This window comes from Massilia sp. Bi118 (genome assembly GCF_918697865.1).
Lineage (GTDB): Bacteria > Pseudomonadota > Gammaproteobacteria > Burkholderiales > Burkholderiaceae_D > Telluria.
On record NZ_CAKKMV010000003.1, the window covers coordinates 153,994 to 171,634 of the forward strand.

A 17,641-nucleotide genomic window follows, 5' to 3' on the forward strand; every position below is an offset into this window, starting at 1 on the left:
AGATTACTGCCGCGTTTTATACCTTCTGATCCTGCTGGCGTGCGCCAAGTTCCGCGGCAATGTGGCGTTCCAGCCGCGCCAGCAGCGCGCGCAGGCGTGCGGCCAGCGAACGCGCCTGCGCGATCGCGCCGTGCTCGCGCTGGGATTCGAGGTCGGCGCAGACGTCGCCGAAGCGCAGCGCACCCACCGTGCGCGCCGAGGACTTGATGCGGTGCGCGACCGCCGCGGCGCGACCGACCTCGCCGGAAGCGAGGGCGCGGTCGATCTCCAGCAGGCCTTCGCGCGCGGTCTCCAGGAACATGAAGGCATATTTACGCATCTTGTCCGGATTGCCGCCAAAGGTTTCGGACAGCACGGCCATGTCCAGCAGCGCGGCCGCGGCCGCCGGCGCCGGCGGCACGGCCGCGGTCAGCGCATGCTGCACGCTGCGCCCCAGCGCGCGGGCGACGGTCGCCACCAGGGCCTCGGGCGCCACCGGCTTGGTCACGAATTCGTCCATGCCGGCGGCCTGGCAGCGCGCCTGGTCTTCGAGGCCGGCGTTGGCCGTCATCGCGATCACGCGGGTGTCCTTCAAGGCGGCGTCGGCGCGGATGCGGCGGGTAGCCTCGAAACCGTCCATCACCGGCATCTGCACGTCCATCAGCACGCAGTCGAAAGCGGCGCCCGGCGCGCGCATCAGTGCCAGCGCTTCGCTGCCGTTGCCGGCCACGACCACGCCGGCGCCGGCGTCTTCCAGCAGCTCGCGCGCGACCTGCTGGTTGAAGGCGTTGTCTTCGACCAGCAGGATGCTGCTGCCGGCCAGCGCGCCCGGACCGGCGAGCACCGCCGGGGCGCCGGCCGGCGGCGCCGCGTGCGGCGCCGCCGCATCGGCGATGCCCGCCAGGCGCGCAGTGAACCAGAAGGTGCTGCCTTTGCCCGGCGTGCTCTCGACCCCGACGTCGCCGCCCATCAGCTCGGCCAGCTGCTTGCTGATCACCAGTCCGAGGCCGGTGCCGCCATAGCGCCGCGTGGTCGAGGGGTCGGCCTGGTGGAATGGCGTGAACAGATGCGGAAGCTCCTGCGCGGCGATGCCGATCCCGCTGTCGCGCACTTCGAAGCGCACCAGCATGTCCGCGCCCGCGCTGCGCACCGTTTCGGCTCGCACCAGGATGGTCCCGTGCTCGGAAAACTTGATCGCATTCGAGGTGAAATTCAGCAGCACCTGTTCAAGCCGCAGCGGATCGCCGCGCAGCGGGTGCCGCAACTCGGGCGCGATCTCGAATTCGAGCGCCAGCCCCTTGGCTTGCGCGGCCTCGCCCAGCTGGTTAGCGAGATTGTGCATCAGGGCCTCCAAGGTGAAGTCGAGCAGCTCCAGCTCGATGCGCCCGGCCTCGATCTTGGAAAAGTCGAGGATGTGGTTGATGATGCCGAGCAGGTGCTGGGCCGAGTGGTGGATCTTCTGCAGGTAATCGCGCTGGCGCGGCTCGGCGGCCTGCTTGAGCGCCAGCCAGGACATGCCGATGATGCTGTTCATCGGCGTGCGGATCTCGTGGCTCATGTTGGACAGGAAGTCGGTCTTGGCCTGGCTGGCGGCATCGGCCCTGGCCCTCAGCTGGTGCAGCTCGGTGACGTCGGTGGACACGCACAGCATCGCGGTCACCTCGCCTTCGGCGCGCACCGGCACCTTCACGCTCCACAGCTGGCGCACGCTGCCGTCGGCCAGCCGGACCTCGTTCTGCACGGAGCGGCCCTGCCCCGTTTCCAGCACGCTGTGCTCGACCTCCCGGATTGCCTCGCTAGCGCCCGGCAGCATGACTTCGCGGTCGCGCTTGCCGATCATCTGCTCCGCGCGCAGGCCGGCCGCCTCCGCCGTCTTGGCGTTCACGTAGCTGAAGCGGTGCTCGCTGTCCTTCATGTAGACGTAGGCGTCGACGTTGTCCAGCACCAGGTCGAGCAGCACGCGCTGCTCCACTGCCTGGCGCCGCGACCAGTACAGCTTCAGGAACAGCGCGTAGATCAGCAGCGTGGCGCCGAAGCCGGCGAAGAAGACCAGGCGCGGGAACCAGGCGCCGAACCCGTCGACCAGCTCGGCCCGCCCGACCACGAAATGCGCCTTCCACAGCTTGCCCTGGAAGCGGACCGGCAGCACGGACTGGAATACCTCACCCTGTCCGGCCGCGCCGGCCGGGCGCTCGGCGGCGCTGTCGTACAGCAGGGTATCGGCCGGCATGATGTTCAGCGAGCGTCCAACCGCCGATTCGGGATCGGCCGCCAGGTAGAGCTGCAGCGCCACCGGATGATGGCCCATGCCTTCCAGCGCCTGCCGCACCAGGGTCGGAATCGAAAAGCCGATCCCGACCGAGCCGGCATAGGCGGCGCGGCGCGCTTCGACACCGTCCGGCACGGCGCCTCCGCGGTAGACCGGAAAGCGCAAGGTCAGGGCAAGGACGGGGCGCGGCACGGCGATCTTCAGCGGCCTGGCGGAGGCCAGCAGCTCCGCGCGGTCGCGCGCTTCCTCCAGTGCGTGCGCCACGCCCGGCCGGTTGGCGATCATGTCGATCCCGAGCCGGGACGCCATCATCGGCTCCAGGTAGCTCAGCACCAGATAATCGGGACGGCGTCCCGGGGGCTGAATGTCGAAGTCCGGGTAGCCGCGCGGGTCCAGGCTGCGGTCCGCGCGCACCGCCGCCACGAAGGCGTCGCGTTGCGCATCCTTGAGGTGGACGCCGTAGTTGAGCGATTCGATGGCCGGATAGTTCGCGGGTACGTCCAGCGATTCGACATAGCGGTGGAACTGCAGGCGCGAGACCTCGCCGCCGTTCGCATCGAACAGGGCGCCGAGGTTGCGCACGACCCTGGCGTAGGATTGCACGGCGCCGTCCAGGCGCTGGCGCGCGCCCTGGGCGATGCTGTCGAAGCGGCGCCGCGCATCGTCGTCGACGGTGCGGGTGGCGCCCAGGTGCAGTGCCGCGCCCACCATCAGCGCCAGCCACAGGCCCGCGCCCCACAAAGCGATGCGCACCGGGCCGCTGGCGCCGACGGTCTTCCCCATGTTGCGCGTGCTCGCTTCAGCCATGTCCTGTCGTGGTCGAATTTTTAATAATTGCTAGTATTACGCAATCGGCTCCAATTGGCGAGAGCCCGGCAATAAGGACAGATCCAATGACACAAGACCCCTATCTCTGGCTGGAGGACGTCGCCTCCGAACGCGCGCTCGGCTGGGTCGGCGCACGCAATGCCGACACCGAAGCCGAACTGGCCGCGGCGCCCGGCTATGCGCCCCTGCGCGCGCGCCTGAAAACCATTCTCGACTCGAAGGACCGCATTCCCTACGTGAGCCTGTACGAAGGCCGCTGCTACAACTTCTGGCGCGACGCCGACCATGAGCGCGGCATCTGGCGCCGCACCACGATGGACGAATACCGCAAACCGGCGCCACAGTGGGAGACGGTGCTCGACCTCGACCGGCTGGCGCGCGACGAGAACGAGAACTGGGTCTGGGCCGGCGCCTCCTTCCTGAAACCGCAGGGCGGGCGCTGCCTGGTCTCGCTGTCGCGCGGCGTCGGCGACGCCCATGTGTTGCGCGAATTCGACCTCGAAAGCATGTCCTTCATCGCCGACGGCTTCAATCTGCCGGAAGCCAAGGGCGGCGCCAGCTGGATCGATCGCGACGCCGTGTTCGTGGCCACCGATTTCGGTCCCGGCTCCCTGACCAGTTCGGGCTATCCGCGCGTGGTCAAGGCGTGGAAGCGCGGCACGCCGCTGGCGGAGGCCCGCCCGGTCTACGAAGCGCAAGAGGACGACCTGTCCGCCTCCGCCTGGTTCGACTACACCCCCGGCCACGAGCACCAGTTCGTGCAGCGCCAGATCGGCTTCTACAGCAGCGAACTGTTCGTGCGCGACGCCGACAGCGGTGTACTGACGAAGGTCGGCAAGCCCGAGGATGCCGACGCCTTCACGGTGCGCGACCAGCTGCTGGTCCAGCTGCGCTCGGATTGGGAGGTGGGCGGCGCGGCCTGGCCGCAGGGCGCATTGCTGGCGATCGGCTTCCAGGATTTCCTGAACGGCGCGCGCGATTTCCAGCCGCTGTTCACGCCCACCGCAACGACTTCGCTGGACGGCATCGGCGTGACCCGCGGCGCCATCCTGCTGACGGTGCTGGACAAGGTCAAGAACCGCATCGTCGAGCTGCGCCATGCCGATGGCGCCTGGCAGCGGCGCGAAGTCGCGGCGCCGGGCATGGGTGCGCTCGGCGTGTCGGGTCTCGACGAGATCGCGTCCGATGAATACTTCCTGACCGTGACCGACTTCCTGACCCCGAGCACGCTCTACCTGGCGCGTGCCGGCAGCGACGAGCGCGAGCTGCTGAAGGCCATGCCGGCCTTTTTCGACGCCAGCCCCTGCACGGTCGCCCAGTTCGAGGCGGTGTCCACGGACGGCGCGCGCATCCCCTATTTCGTGGTGATGCGGGAGGACACGCCGATGGATGGCGCCAATCCGACCCTGTTGTACGGCTACGGCGGCTTCGAGGTCTCGCTCACGCCCTTCTACAGCGGCGTCACCGGCGAGGCCTGGCTGGCGCGCGGCGGCGTGTATGTGCTGGCGAATATCCGCGGCGGCGGCGAGTTCGGACCGCGCTGGCACCAGGCCGCATTGCAACATCGACGCCAGCAGGCCTTCGACGATTTCCTCGCGGTGGCCGAAGACCTCGCCGCGCGCAAGCTCACCAGCCCGGAACACCTGGGCATCATGGGCGGCAGCAATGGCGGCCTGCTGGTCGGCGCCGCGCTGACCCAGCGTCCGGAACTGTTCGGCGCCGTGGTCTGCCAGGTGCCGCTGCTCGACATGCGGCGCTATCACCAGCTGCTGGCCGGCGCATCCTGGATGGGCGAGTACGGCGACCCGGACGATCCTGAGCAGTGGGCCTACATCGGCAAGTACTCGCCCTATCACCAGGTGTCCCGGCACAAGCGCTATCCGCGGGTGCTGTTCACCACCTCGACCCGCGACGACCGCGTCCATCCCGGCCACGCGCGCAAGATGGCGGCGCTGATGCAGGAGCAGGCGCACGATGTGCTGTACTGGGAAAACACGGAGGGCGGGCATGCCGGCGCGGCGAACAATGAGCAGACCGCCACCATGTGGGCGCTGACCTATACTTTCCTGTGGCAAGAATTGACGCGAAAATCAAGCCCCAAAGCATAAGGTTTGCGGTAGCTCAAATAGCGGAACAACACTTCCCCCTCCCTGTGGGGGAGTTCCTGCAGGAACTATCAATATTGCTAGGTCGCCGGATGAATGATGCATGGAATACTTGTCTTCCACACATCTTTACAACCTTTACGAAGGAGGAGCGGCGATGGCTAATGATTTCGTTACCGAAGCAAGCCTGCGGGAGCCCGAAGCAGGCAATGCAAAATTCCAGGCAGCGCTGGCTCCAACCGTCAGCGAACTGAAGAAGTACCGCATCAGCAAGCGGGAAAGTCAGGAGAAATTCTGGGGGCGCTTCGGCGTGACGCAATCGAGCGGCAGCCGCTTCGAGACGGGCCTGGCCATTCCGGCCCCGGTCGCCCTGCTGCTGAAGCTGTATGTGAACGGCAAACTCAACGATGGTGATCTTCTGGGGTAATCAGCCCCAGCGAGATCGCGCGCACTACCGCCTGCTGCCGGGTGTTGACGTTGAATTTCTGGCGAATATTGCCCATGTGGAAATTCACCGTCGCCTCGGAGCAGCCGGTAATCTTTGAAATCTCCCACGAAGATTTCCCCACCATTACCCAGTTCAGGACCTCGAGTTCGCGCGGCGTAAGCCTTGGCGCGGCTTCGTGCGTGGCCGGCGGACAAAAGCGCACGCCGGAGGCGAAGGCGTGGTCGCGCACCAGGGCCAGTTCCGGCAGCAGGCTCGCTACTTCGCGTGGTGAATCGCAAGCAAAGCTGAGCATGCCGAACTCGCCGGTCGGCCCGTGGATGGGAAAGGTGACGCCGGCGCGGATGCCGTAGGCGCAGCCCTCTTCATACATGGCGCGCTGCGCCGGGCTGCGGAAGGTGTCGCCCTGCCACACCAGCGGCAGCGTGCTCGCCAGGCAATGGCTGACCAGCGGGTCGACGTAGGCGAGGCGCTCGGCCTCGTAGCGGTCCCGCCAGGGTCTTGGATAATTCGTCTGGAAAAACGCATGTTCGAGGCGCGCATGGCGCGAACCCGACATCGCGAACAGGACTTTCTCGAAACCGTAGTGCCGGCCCAGGGAAAACAGCGCCTCTCCCCAGCTCGACGCCGTGTCGCAATGCATCAGCTCGTCAAGTTCGACGGTCATCATGGCTTACCCCGCGCTGTCAATATTCGTTACATACCCGCCATGCTAGATGAGTTGTAACTGAAAAGCACGAAAAATTATTCTTTTAATCATCTTCGTGCCGGCAATCTCCGTGCAGAAGTTGTCGGATTGCTACAACAACGGCTGTTGCGGCCTCGTCAATCGTGCGCCCCTCGTTTTCAGAATTCGCTAAGCTCGCGCGGATTGTCTATCGAAAATTGCAAATGTGCAAGTTTATGGCAGGCGCGTAACAGTGTTGCCATTTTTTACTTGCCTTAGCTTGACTTGATCAGACACAAGAGTATCTTTACGAGTTTCTGACATTTAACAATACATGTCCGCCCCGCTCTACTCCTTCTCTACCTCGAGGAACCCAAGTCAATGAATAACATGACTGACATGGCTGAACAGCTGGATGTCAAGCTGCTGCTTTCCACGCTGATGGCGCTGAAAAAGGGCGACTTCTCCGTGCGCATGCCTTCCGACTGGACCGGCGTGTCCGGCAAGATTGCCGACACCCTGAACGACATCATCGAAACCAAGCAGAAAATGGTCGAGACGGTGACGGAAGTGTCGCGCGTCGTGGGCCGCGAAGGCCACCTGACCCAGCGCGCGGACGTGCCGGGCGTGGTAGGCGGCTGGTCAACCATCATCAGTTCGGTCAACACCCTGATCGACGACCTGGTGCGCCCGACCACCGAAATGGCGCGCGTCATCGGCGCGGTGGCGAAGGGCGACCTGTCGCAGACGATGGCACTGGAGGTTGATGGGCACCCGCTGAAGGGCCAGTATCTGCGCGCGGCGACCACCGCCAACACGATGGTGGAACAGCTGTCCTCCTTCTCCTCCGAGGTGACGCGCGTGGCGCGCGAGGTGGGTACCGAGGGCAAGCTGGGCGGCCAGGCCTACGTGCCGGGCGTCGCGGGTACCTGGAAGGACTTGACCGACTCGGTGAACTCGATGGCGGGTAACCTGACCTCGCAGGTGCGTAACATCGCGGAGGTGACCACCGCGGTGGCGAACGGCGACTTGTCGAAGAAGATTACCGTGGACGTGCGCGGCGAGATCCTGCAGCTGAAGGACACCATCAACGTGATGGTGGACCAGCTGCGTTCCTTCGCATCCGAGGTGACGCGCGTGGCGCGTGAGGTGGGTACGGAAGGCAAGCTGGGCGGCCAGGCCTACGTGCCGGGCGTCGGCGGCACCTGGAAGGACTTGACGGACAACGTGAACTTCATGGCGTCCAACCTGACGGGCCAGGTCCGTAACATCGCGGCGGTGACGACCGCGGTGGCGAACGGCGACCTGTCCAAGAAGATTACCGTGGACGTAAAGGGCGAGATTCTCGAACTGAAGAACACGATTAACGTCATGGTGGACCAGTTGTCCTCCTTCGCATCCGAGGTGACGCGTGTGGCGCGTGAGGTGGGTACCGAGGGCAAGCTGGGCGGCCAGGCGCAGGTGAAGGGCGTCGCCGGTACCTGGAAGGACTTGACCGACTCGGTGAACTCGATGGCGGGTAACCTGACCGGCCAGGTGCGTAACATCGCGGACGTGACGACCGCGGTGGCGAACGGCGACTTGTCCAAGAAGATTACGGTGGACGTGAAGGGCGAGATTCTGGAGCTGAAGAACACCATCAACGTGATGGTGGACCAGCTGAACTCCTTCGCATCCGAGGTGACCCGAGTCGCCCGAGAGGTGGGTACCGAGGGCCGCCTGGGCGGCCAGGCGAACGTGCCTGGCGTCGCCGGCACCTGGAAGGACTTGACCGACGGCGTGAACTCGATGGCGGGTAACCTGACCGGCCAGGTGCGTAACATCGCGGACGTGACGACCGCGGTGGCGAACGGCGACCTGTCCAAGAAGATTACCGTGGACGTGAAGGGCGAGATTCTCGAACTGAAGAACACGATTAACGTGATGGTGGACCAGTTGTCCTCCTTCGCATCCGAGGTGACGCGTGTGGCGCGTGAGGTGGGTACCGAGGGCAAGCTGGGCGGCCAGGCCTACGTGCCGGGCGTCGGCGGCACCTGGAAGGACTTGACCGATAACGTGAACTTCATGGCCTCCAACCTGACGGGCCAGGTGCGTAACATCGCGGCGGTGACGACCGCGGTGGCGCGCGGTGACCTGTCCAAGAAGATTACCGTGGACGTGAAGGGCGAGATTCTCGAACTGAAGGACACCATCAACGTGATGGTGGACCAGCTGTCCTCCTTCGCTTCCGAGGTGACCCGGGTGGCGCGGGAGGTGGGTACCGAGGGCAAGCTGGGCGGCCAGGCAAACGTGTCCGGCGTTGCGGGTACCTGGAAGGACTTGACCGAGAACGTGAACCAGCTGGCGGCGAACCTGACCAACCAGATGCGTGCGATCGGTGAAGTCGCGACGGCGGTGACCCGCGGCGACCTTTCGCGTTCGATTCAGGTGGAAGCGCGCGGCGAGATGTCCTACCTGAAGGACAACATCAACGAGATGATCCGTAACCTGAAGGAGACCACGCAGAAGAACGCGCAGCAGGACTGGCTGAAGACCAACCTGGCGCGCTTCACCCGCCTGCTGCAGGGCCAGCGCGACCTCGGCGCGGTGACCAAGCTGATCCTGTCGGAACTGGCGCCCTTGATTACCGCCCACCACGGCGTGTTCTACATGATGGACTCGGAGGGCAACGATGCGCGCCTGCGCCTGATCGCCTCCTACGGCTACCGTTCCAGCCGCAAGCTGCCGACCTCCTTCCTGCCGGGCGAAGGCCTGGTGGGCCAGTGCGCGCTGGAGAAGACCCGCATCTGGCTGACCGACGTCCCGCGCGACTACATCCAGGTCTCCTCGGGCCTGGGCGCGGCGCCGCCGACCAACATCGTGGTGCTGCCTATCCTGTTCGAACAGCAGGTCAAGGCGGTCATCGAGATCGCCTCGCTGGACCGATTTACCGAGACCCACCTGTCCTTCCTCGACCAGCTGATGGAATCGATCGGCGTGGTGCTGAACACCATCGAGGCGAACAGCCGTACCGAATCGCTGCTGACCCAGTCGCAGTCGCTGGCGCAGGAACTGCAGCAGACCAACCAGGAGCTGGCGGAGAAAGCGCGCCTGCTGTCCGAGCAGAACATCGAGGTGGAACGCAAGAACCGCGAGGTGGAACAGGCGAAACTGGCGCTGGAAGAAAAAGCGACCCAGCTGGCCCTGTCCTCGAAGTACAAGTCCGAGTTCCTGGCGAATATGTCGCACGAACTGCGTACGCCCCTGAATTCGCTGCTGATCCTGGCGCAGCAGCTGTCGGATAACCCCGAGGGCAACCTGTCGATGAAGCAGGTGGAATTCGCGAAGACCATCCACGGCTCCGGCTCCGACCTGCTGACCCTGATTAACGACATTCTCGACCTGTCGAAGATCGAGTCCGGCACCGTCACGCTGGACGTGTCCGAGTACCGCTTCTCGGCCCTGCGCAACTACGTGGACCGCACCTTCCGCCACATGGCCGAAGCCAAGCACCTCGGCTTCGGGGTCGAGCTGGCGGACAACCTGCCGACCGCGCTGATGACGGATACGACGCGCCTGCAGCAGGTCCTGAAAAACCTGCTGTCGAACGCGTTCAAGTTCACCAGCCACGGCCAGGTGTCGCTGAACATCAGCCTGGTCACCAGCGGCTGGACCGCCGACCACCCGCACCTGCTGCATGCCGATGCGGTGCTGGCCTTCTCGGTCAGCGACACCGGCGTCGGCATCCCGTCCGACAAGCTGCAACTGATCTTCGAAGCCTTCCAGCAGGCCGACGGCTCGACCGCGCGCAAATACGGCGGCACCGGCCTGGGCCTGTCGATTTCGCGCGAACTGGCGCGCCTGCTGGGCGGCGAGATCCGCGTCGAATCGACGGTCAACATCGGCTCGACCTTCACGCTTTACCTGCCGTACAACCGCGCCGGCTTCATCAACTACGAGCAGACCCGCCAGCCGCAGCCGGCGCGCCTGGCCCCGCCGCAGCAGCCGGTCACGCTGGCCGCCCCGGCCCCGGCGCTGCTGCTGGAAGTGGAAACCGACACCGCGACCGCGGTCGGCACGGCCCTCGCCGTGTCCGATCCCTCGAGCGGCCTGGTCGAATACGCCAGCATGCTGGACGACCGCGGCCTGATCGTGCCGGGCGACCCCTCGGTGCTGATCGTCGAGGATGACGAGCGCTTCGCCAAGACCCTGCTCGACTTCGCCCGCGAGAAGAACTTCAAGGGCATCGTGACCCACCGCGGCGATTCCGCGCTGTCGCTGGCGCGCGACTTCCAGCCGGCCGCGATCCTGCTCGACATCGACTTGCCCGACATCGACGGCCTGACGGTGCTGGAGCGCCTGAAGCGCGACCCGGGCACCCGCCACATCCCGGTGCACGTGCTGTCGGCGATGCGCGAGCGCGAGCGCGCGCTGCGCCAGGGCGCGATCAGCTACATCAACAAGCCGGTCAGCCGCGAGATGCTGAATGAGGAATTCACCCGCATCCAGAAGTTCCTGATGGGCGGCAAGCGCTCGCTGCTGGTGGTCGAGGACGACATGGCCCAGCGCGAATCGATCGTCGGCCTGATCGGCGATTCCGACGTGCGCATCGTCACGGTGGAAACCGGCGCCGCGGCGCTGGAAGCCCTGTCCGGCCAGCACTTCGACTGCATGGTGCTGGACCTGACCCTGCCGGACATCTCGGGCTTCGAGCTGCTCGACCAGATCGGCAAGCTGCCGGCCTTGCGCGACCTGCCGATCGTGATCTACACGGCCGCGGAACTGGGCCGCAAGGAAGTCACGAAGCTCAAGCGCTACGCCAAGACCATCGTGGTCAAGGATGCCCGCTCGCCGGAGCGCCTGCTGGACGAGACCGCGCTGTTCCTGCACCGCTCGCACGCCAGCCTGCCCGACCTGCAGCGCCGGATCCTGGAAGAGATCCACGCGGCCGACGGCGGCCTGGCCGGCCGCAAGGTGCTGATCGTCGACGACGACCTGCGCAACATCTTCGCGCTGTCCTCGCTGCTGGAGCGCCAGCAGATGCAGGTGCTCTTCGCCGAGAACGGCCGCGACGGCATCGAGGTGCTGGAGAAGGACCCGAGCATCGAGATCGTCCTGATGGACATCATGATGCCGGAGATGGACGGCTACGACACGATGCGGGCCATCCGCCGCATCCCGAAGTTCAAGTCGCTGCCCATCATCACCCTGACCGCGAAAGCGATGAAGGGCGACCGCGACAAGTGCATCGCCGCCGGCGCCTCGGACTACATCACCAAGCCGGTGGATGTGGCCCAGCTGCTGTCGATGATGCGGGTGTGGTTGCATTGAAGGGCGCGCCATGAATGCGTGGACCGGCCTTGCGGCCGGACTCGCGATCGAAGAGCTGGAAACGGAGCTGCTGCTGGAAGCGATCTTCCAGCGCTTCGGCTACGACTTCCGCGCCTATGACCGCGCGGCCCTGCGCGCGAAGCTGAACCAGGCCATGCGCGAGGGCGGCGCTTCCACCCTGTCCGGCCTGCAGGAACGGGCGCTGCACGATCCCAGGGCCGCGTCCAGCCTGCTGCGCGCGCTGTCGGTGGCACCAAGCCCGCTGTTCGACTGCGTCGGCCACGCGTCCCGCCTGCGCGGGGTGCTGGCGCCTTCGCTGCGCGGCTGGCCGGTGCCGCGGGTCTGGCTGGCCGACTGCGCCGGCGTGGGCGAAGCGTGGACCCTGGCCATCGTGCTGGCCGAGGAAGGCGTGATGGGCAAGCTCGACATCCACGCCACCCTCGCCAACGAGGAACTGGTGGCACAGATGCACGACGCCTGCCTGCCGCTGGCCGAGCTCGAAGAAGCGCGCCAGCGCCACTTGGACAGCGGCGGCCGCGGCGACCTGCTGTCCTTCTTCGAGATCGGGGACGGCCCGGACGGCAAATGCGCCCGCCTGCGCGCCGACCTGCGCCGCCGCATCACCTGGTCGCAATACAGCCTGGTGACGGACGCCTCCTTCAACGAGTTCCAGGCGATTCTGTGCTGCCACGCGCTGGGCGACTTCGGCCCGGTGCTGCGCCAGCGCGTGCTGCGGCTGTTCCATGACAGCCTGGCGCGCTTCGGGGTGCTGTGCCTGGACCGCACGCTGTCGGTGGCGGATGCGTATGCGGGGACGTATCAGGCGATCGAGGGGGACCGGCCCTGGTACAAGCGGGTGGGGTAAAACCGTTAGCCTTAAAACCGTCGTCCCCGCGCAGGCGGGGACCCAAGTTTGCATGCGTTACGTCAGCGCGTACAACTTGGGTTCCCGCCTTCGCGGGAACGACGTGCTACCGCTCCCTCATCAAACCACTTGCGCACTCGGCCGCTCGGCCACCCGATCCCGCCAGGCCTGCAAATTCCCAAACCCCTCCTCCCCCGCCCTGAACTTCATCAGCCCGCGCGCAAACTCCAGCGCGCAGAACGCCGTGATATCGGCAATCGTGAACCGGTCCCCCGCCACGAAGGCCTGGCGCGCCAGCACCCCGTCCAGCCAGCGCGCGGTATCGCGCATCTTCTGTCCCTGCGAGGCGCCGAAGTCGGCGAACTGCGGCTGCTCCAGCGGCGCCAGGCCCGGATGCGTGTGGCGGATGCAGTTGGCGGCTTTCAGGAACAGCTGCAGCTCGGCGCGGCGGTCCGCCATCTCGATGAAGGCGCGCTCTTCGAAGCCCTCACCCATCAGGTTGTGCTGCGGGTAGAGGCCCTCGAGATAGGTGCAGATGGCGCGGGTCTCGGCCAGCTCGCGGCCGTCGTCCAGTTCCAGCACCGGGATCTGCGCCATCGGGTTCATGCCGGTGAAGCCCTCGCTCCTGTGCTCGCCCTTGAACAGGTCGACCTGCACCAGCTCGATGCCGGTGATGCCCTTTTCGGCGATGAACATGAGCACGCGCCGCGGGTTCGGGGTGCGGTGGCTGGTGTACAGCTTCATGCGTCTTCTCCAGGTAACGGTTGTACAGATTGACAGGGTAGCATCTTGAACGTAGATTCGCAGCTTGACCTTCCCCTTTTATCGAGACACCATGCACCGCAGCCTGCTCTCCACCGCCATCGCCCTCGCGTTCGCCACCCTTCCCGTTCAATACGCAACCGCGGCCCCGAAGCCGGCGGCAAGCCAGGAAGCGACCACCCAGCTGCCGCGCGGCGTGATCCCCAGCCATTACGACATCGCGCTGACGCCCGACGCCGCCAGGGGACGCTTCGACGCCAAAGCCGTCATTACGCTCACCGTCACCAAGGCCACCGATAGCGTCACGCTCAACGCGGCCGACCTGAGCTTCAAGGAAGTGACGATCGCGCCGGCCGCCGGCGGCGCCGCGCAGACGGCGAAGACCAGCATCGCCGCCGACGCCCAGACCGCCAGCTTCGCCTTCGACAAGCCGCTCGCACCCGGCCTGTACAAGCTGACGCTGGATTACAGCGGCGTGATCGGCACCCAGGCCGTCGGCCTGTTCTCGCTGGATTATCCCGGCGCGGACGGCAAGCAGCAGCGCGCCCTGTACACCCAATTTGAAAATTCAGACGCGCGCCGCATGATCCCGTCCTGGGACGAGCCGGCCTACAAGGCGACCTTCACGCTGGACGTCACGGTCCCTGCCGGCCAGATGGCGGTCAGTAACATGCCGGCCGCGCACACGGCCACGCTGCCGGACGGCCGTCAGAAGGTGAGCTTCGCGAAGTCGCCGAAGATGTCGACCTACCTGCTCTTCCTCGGTGTAGGCGACTTCGAGCGCGCCACCGCGAAGGAGCAAGGCACCGAGCTGGGCGTAGTGACGCGCCGCGGCGCCATCGACCAGGCGAAGTTCGCGCTCGACTCGTCGAAGGACATCCTGCGCGAGTACAACGACTACTTCGGCGTGCGCTACCCGCTGCCCAAGCTGGACAACATCGCCGGTCCAGGCCGCAGCCAGTTCTTCGGTGCGATGGAAAACTGGGGCGCCATCTTCACCTTCGAGTACGCGCTGCTGTTCGACCCGGCCAGCTCGACCCAGCACGACCGCCAGGGGATCTTCTCCACCGCGGCCCACGAGATGGCGCACCAGTGGTTCGGCGACCTGGTCACGATGCGCTGGTGGGACGACCTGTGGCTGAACGAAGGCTTCGCCTCGTGGATGGAAAGCCGCATGACCGAGCGCCTGCACCCGGAATGGAATACCCGCCTGGGCACCGTCGGCAGCCGCGACGGCGCCATGCAGCGCGACTCGGTCGCCACCACCCACCCGGTGGTGCAGCACATCGAGACCGTCGAGCAGGCCAACCAGGCCTTCGACGAGATCACCTACCAGAAGGGCGAAGCCGTCATCCACATGCTCGAAGCCTATGTGGGCGAGAACGCCTGGCGCAGCGGCGTGCGCAGCTACATGAAGGCCCACGCCTACGGCAATACCGTGTCCGACGACCTGTGGAAGCAGATCGAGAAGGCGGCGCGCAAGCCGGTGACCGCGATCGCCCACGACTTCACGCTGCAGCCTGGCGTGCCGCTGATCCGCGTCGGCGAGCCGGTTTGCCGCAACGGTTCGACCACCGTACCGCTGGTGCAGGGCGAGTTCTCGCGCGACCTGCCCGAGAAGAAGCCGCTGGCCTGGCGCGTGCCGGTGATCGCGCAAGTCGCCGGTAACGGCAAGCAGGCCTCGACCCTGGTCGCCGGCGGCAAGGGCAGCATCGTGCTGCCGGGCTGCGGCGCCGTGATCGTCAACGCCGGCCAGAGCGGCTATTACCGCACCCTCTACGCACCGAAGGAATTCGCCCAGCTGGCGCAGGCTTTCGCGACGCTGGCGCCGATCGACCAGCTTGGCCTGCTGTCGGACAGCTCGGCGCTGGGCCTGGCCGGCCTGCAGCCGGCATCGAGCGCGCTGGAACTGGTCAAGGCCACGCCGGTGGGCGCCGACCCGCAGGTCTGGAGCCGCATCGGCCACGTGTTCGAGGGCCTGCACTGGCGCTATGGGGACGACAAGGCGCGCCGCCAGCGCCTGGACGCCTTTGCGATCGGGCGCCTGGCGCCGGTGATGGCGCAGACCGGCTGGGAAGCCCGCAGCGGCGAGGCCCCGGCCATCGCCAACCTGCGCGAACAGCTGATCGACACCCTGAGCGAACTCGGTGACCCGACCGTGATCGCCGAGGCGCGCCGCCGCTACGCCGCGATGGACAAGGATGCGTCCGCGGTGCCGGGCCCGCTGCGCAAGACGGTGCTGGCGGTGGTCGCCCAGCACGCCGACGCCGCCACCTGGGACGGCCTGCACGCCCGCGCCCGCGCAGAGACGAATCCGCTGCTGCGCGACCGCCTGTACACCCTGCTCGCCATCGCCGAAGACAAGGCGCTGGCCCAGCGCGCCCTCGACATGGCGCTGACCGACGAACCGGGCCTGACCAACAGCGCCGCGATGATCTCGGCGGTGGCCCAGCGCTACCCGGACATGGCGCTCGACTTCGCGCTGGCGCATGTGGAGAAGATCAACCAGCGCGTCGACGCCAGCTCGCGCAGCCGCTACTTCGCGCGCCTGGCCATGGGTTCTTCGAATCCGGCGACGATCGCCAAGTTGCAAGGCTACGGCCAGGCCAACCTGGCGCCGACCTCGCGCGGCGACGTCGATGCGGCGATCGCGGCGATCCAGGACCGCATCAAGACCAATGCGGCGCGGCTGCCTGAGATCGATGCGTGGCTGAAGCAGAACGGCGGCTGATCAATCAATCGCTCGCATGAAGGCGGCCGGTGCGGAAGTCCCGCGCCGTGCCGCCCACGCCGCCAGCCACGCCTCCAGCCGGCGCGCGGCATCCGGCCGCCGCGCCGGCGATACGAAGAGTCCCAGCTTGGTGCGGCGCCACAGGATGTCCTCCGCCGTGTGCGCCCACTCGTGCCTGGCCAGCCAGTCGGCCTCGATCTCGAACAGGCCCGGCACGATCTCTTCGCCCAGGTCCGCGCGGCTGCGGTAATGGCCCAGCATCGCGCCCAGCCGGCTGCCGTAGGCGCGTGCGTAGCGGGCCACCAGCGCGGGCGGCAGCGCGGCGTACTGCTGCTGGCGGGTGCGGGTCCAGGCCTCGAAATCGCGCACCGCGCGGGCGCTGGGCTGGCGTCCGAACAGGTCGCCGCCGGGCAGGCAGGCCTGGTCGGTCCAGCCGGGCACGCGCCGTCCCAGCGCGGGCGCGATCCAGTCCACGGCCTGCTCGGCCAGCTTGCGGAAGGTCGTCACCTTGCCGCCGAAGACCGACAATAGCGGCGCGCCGTTGCGGTCGGTCTCCAGGCGGTAGTCGCGGCTAGTGCTCGATGCGCTGCCACCCTCCTCGCCGATCAGCGGACGCACGCCGGCATAGCTCCACACCAGGTCCTCGGGCCCGATGCGCCGGGTGAAGGCGCGGTTGACGGCATCGCACAGGTAATCGACTTCCGCATCGCCGATCGCGACCCGGTCGAGGTCGCCCTGGTAGTCGACGTCGGTGGTGCCGACCAGGGTGAACTGCCCCTCGTAGGGAATCGCGAACACGATGCGGCCGTCCGGCTGCTGCAGGATATAGGCGCTGTCGTGGGTGAACAGGCGCGGCACCACGATGTGGCTGCCCTTCACCAGGCGCAGCGCGCGAGCCCCCGTCCTGCCCGCCGCCAGGCCGAGGAAGCTGGCGGCCCAGGGACCGGCCGCGTTCACCACGCAGCGCGCCTGCACCCGCAGTTCCTCGCCGGCGCCCTGCAGGGTGGCGGTCCAGCGCTGGGCCTCGCGCTCCAGTTGCGTGCAGCGCGTGCGCGTCAGGATGGTGGCGCCGCGCTCGCGGGCGTCGATGGCGGCCAACACCACCAGCCGGGCATCGTCGACCCATGCGTCGGAATAAGCGAAGGCGCGCCTGAACTGCGGCTGCAGCGGCGCGCCGGCCGGGTGCTCCTGCAGCGACAGCGCCTCGGAGCCGGGCAGGAAATCGCGGCGCGCCAGGTGATCGTAGAGGAAGAGGCCGGCGCGGATCATCCAGGCCGGCCGCATGCCGGCGCCGGGAGCAATCGGCATCACGAAGCGCAGCGGGCGAATGATATGCGGGCCGCTCTTCAGCAGCACTTCGCGCTCGGCCAGGGCCTTGCGCACCAGGCCGAAGTGATATTGCTCGAGGTAGCGCAGGCCGCCGTGTATCAGCTTGCTCGACGCCGAGGAGGTGTGCTGGGCCAGGTCGTCCTTTTCGCAGAGCACCACGCGCAGCCCGCGACCGCTGGCGTCGCGCGCGATGCCGGCGCCGTTGATGCCGCCGCCCACCACCAGTACGTCGCAATCGATGCGCCGGCCAGCCCTACCTCTTGCATGCTCGCTCATCCCGCCTCCCATGTCCGCGCAGCGTTCAAGTGTAGTGTCTGCCGGGCGGCAGGTGTTCGTCCATATCAATGTAAA

At 66.8% G+C, this 17,641-nt stretch carries 9 protein-coding genes; 5 read left to right on the forward strand and 4 right to left on the reverse strand.

Translation table 11 applies throughout. From position 1 onward, the window contains the following. Positions 1-16 precede the first annotated feature (16 nt). Positions 17-3,055: an ATP-binding protein gene (locus LQV39_RS05395; RefSeq protein WP_230020978.1), complete on the reverse strand. Its 3,039-nt coding sequence runs from the start codon at positions 3,053-3,055 to the stop codon at positions 17-19. Between the two features lie 86 nt (positions 3,056-3,141). Between LQV39_RS05395 and LQV39_RS05400 the strand changes: the two genes are divergently transcribed. Then, complete coding sequence (locus LQV39_RS05400) at positions 3,142-5,184, forward strand: prolyl oligopeptidase family protein (protein ID WP_230020981.1); 2,043 nt, start codon at positions 3,142-3,144, stop codon at positions 5,182-5,184. 100 nt (positions 5,185-5,284) lie between these two features. Further along, on the forward strand, positions 5,285-5,608 hold the full coding sequence (locus tag LQV39_RS05405) for a helix-turn-helix transcriptional regulator (protein WP_290368551.1): 324 nt from the start codon (positions 5,285-5,287) through the stop codon (positions 5,606-5,608). Here the strand turns inward: LQV39_RS05405 and LQV39_RS05410 are convergent. Beyond that, the gene (locus LQV39_RS05410) at positions 5,583-6,296 is read right to left on the reverse strand and encodes a LuxR family transcriptional regulator (protein WP_230020982.1); all 714 of its coding nucleotides are present in this window, start codon (positions 6,294-6,296) and stop codon (positions 5,583-5,585) included. The two genes, LQV39_RS05405 and LQV39_RS05410, sit on opposite strands and share 26 nt — an antisense overlap. 378 nt (positions 6,297-6,674) lie before the next feature. Here LQV39_RS05410 and LQV39_RS05415 point away from each other — a divergent pair, with 378 nt between their 5' ends. Together LQV39_RS05415 and LQV39_RS05420 are read left to right on the forward strand one after the other, a co-directional pair. After that, entirely contained in the window at positions 6,675-11,603 is a 4,929-nt protein-coding gene (locus tag LQV39_RS05415) for a response regulator (RefSeq protein WP_230020984.1), read from the forward strand. 10 nt (positions 11,604-11,613) lie between these two features. After that, a complete protein-coding gene (locus tag LQV39_RS05420; RefSeq protein WP_230020987.1) occupies positions 11,614-12,468 on the forward strand; it encodes a CheR family methyltransferase in 855 nt (284 codons plus the stop codon). Positions 12,469-12,588: 120 nt separating this feature from the next. On the opposite strand, the gene LQV39_RS05425 is transcribed toward LQV39_RS05420, so the two are convergent. Beyond that, on the reverse strand, positions 12,589-13,212 hold the full coding sequence (locus LQV39_RS05425) for a glutathione S-transferase family protein (RefSeq protein WP_230020988.1): 624 nt from the start codon (positions 13,210-13,212) through the stop codon (positions 12,589-12,591). Positions 13,213-13,303: 91 nt separating this feature from the next. Here LQV39_RS05425 and LQV39_RS05430 point away from each other — a divergent pair, with 91 nt between their 5' ends. After that, positions 13,304-15,961: a M1 family metallopeptidase gene (locus tag LQV39_RS05430; protein ID WP_230020990.1), complete on the forward strand. Its 2,658-nt coding sequence runs from the start codon at positions 13,304-13,306 to the stop codon at positions 15,959-15,961. Here the strand turns inward: LQV39_RS05430 and glpD are convergent, their stop codons facing one another. Continuing rightward, positions 15,962-17,566 carry a glycerol-3-phosphate dehydrogenase gene (gene glpD, locus LQV39_RS05435; protein WP_230020991.1) on the reverse strand — a complete coding sequence of 535 codons (1,605 nt, stop codon included), beginning with the start codon at positions 17,564-17,566 and terminating at the stop codon, positions 15,962-15,964. Between the last annotated feature and the right edge of the window lie 75 nt (positions 17,567-17,641).

What these genes read in the sequence shown, in the direction of transcription:
- LQV39_RS05395 (WP_230020978.1), bottom strand. Translation starts at nt 3,055, where the DNA reads ATGGCTGAAGCGAGCACGCGCAACATGGGGAAGACCGTCGGCGCCAGC.
- LQV39_RS05400 (WP_230020981.1), top strand. Translation starts at nt 3,142, where the DNA reads ATGACACAAGACCCCTATCTCTGGCTGGAGGACGTCGCCTCCGAACGC.
- LQV39_RS05405 (WP_290368551.1), top strand. Translation starts at nt 5,285, where the DNA reads ATGGAATACTTGTCTTCCACACATCTTTACAACCTTTACGAAGGAGGA.
- LQV39_RS05410 (WP_230020982.1), bottom strand. Translation starts at nt 6,296, where the DNA reads ATGATGACCGTCGAACTTGACGAGCTGATGCATTGCGACACGGCGTCG.
- LQV39_RS05415 (WP_230020984.1), top strand. Translation starts at nt 6,675, where the DNA reads ATGAATAACATGACTGACATGGCTGAACAGCTGGATGTCAAGCTGCTG.
- LQV39_RS05420 (WP_230020987.1), top strand. Translation starts at nt 11,614, where the DNA reads ATGAATGCGTGGACCGGCCTTGCGGCCGGACTCGCGATCGAAGAGCTG.
- LQV39_RS05425 (WP_230020988.1), bottom strand. Translation starts at nt 13,212, where the DNA reads ATGAAGCTGTACACCAGCCACCGCACCCCGAACCCGCGGCGCGTGCTC.
- LQV39_RS05430 (WP_230020990.1), top strand. Translation starts at nt 13,304, where the DNA reads ATGCACCGCAGCCTGCTCTCCACCGCCATCGCCCTCGCGTTCGCCACC.
- glpD (WP_230020991.1), bottom strand. Translation starts at nt 17,566, where the DNA reads ATGAGCGAGCATGCAAGAGGTAGGGCTGGCCGGCGCATCGATTGCGAC.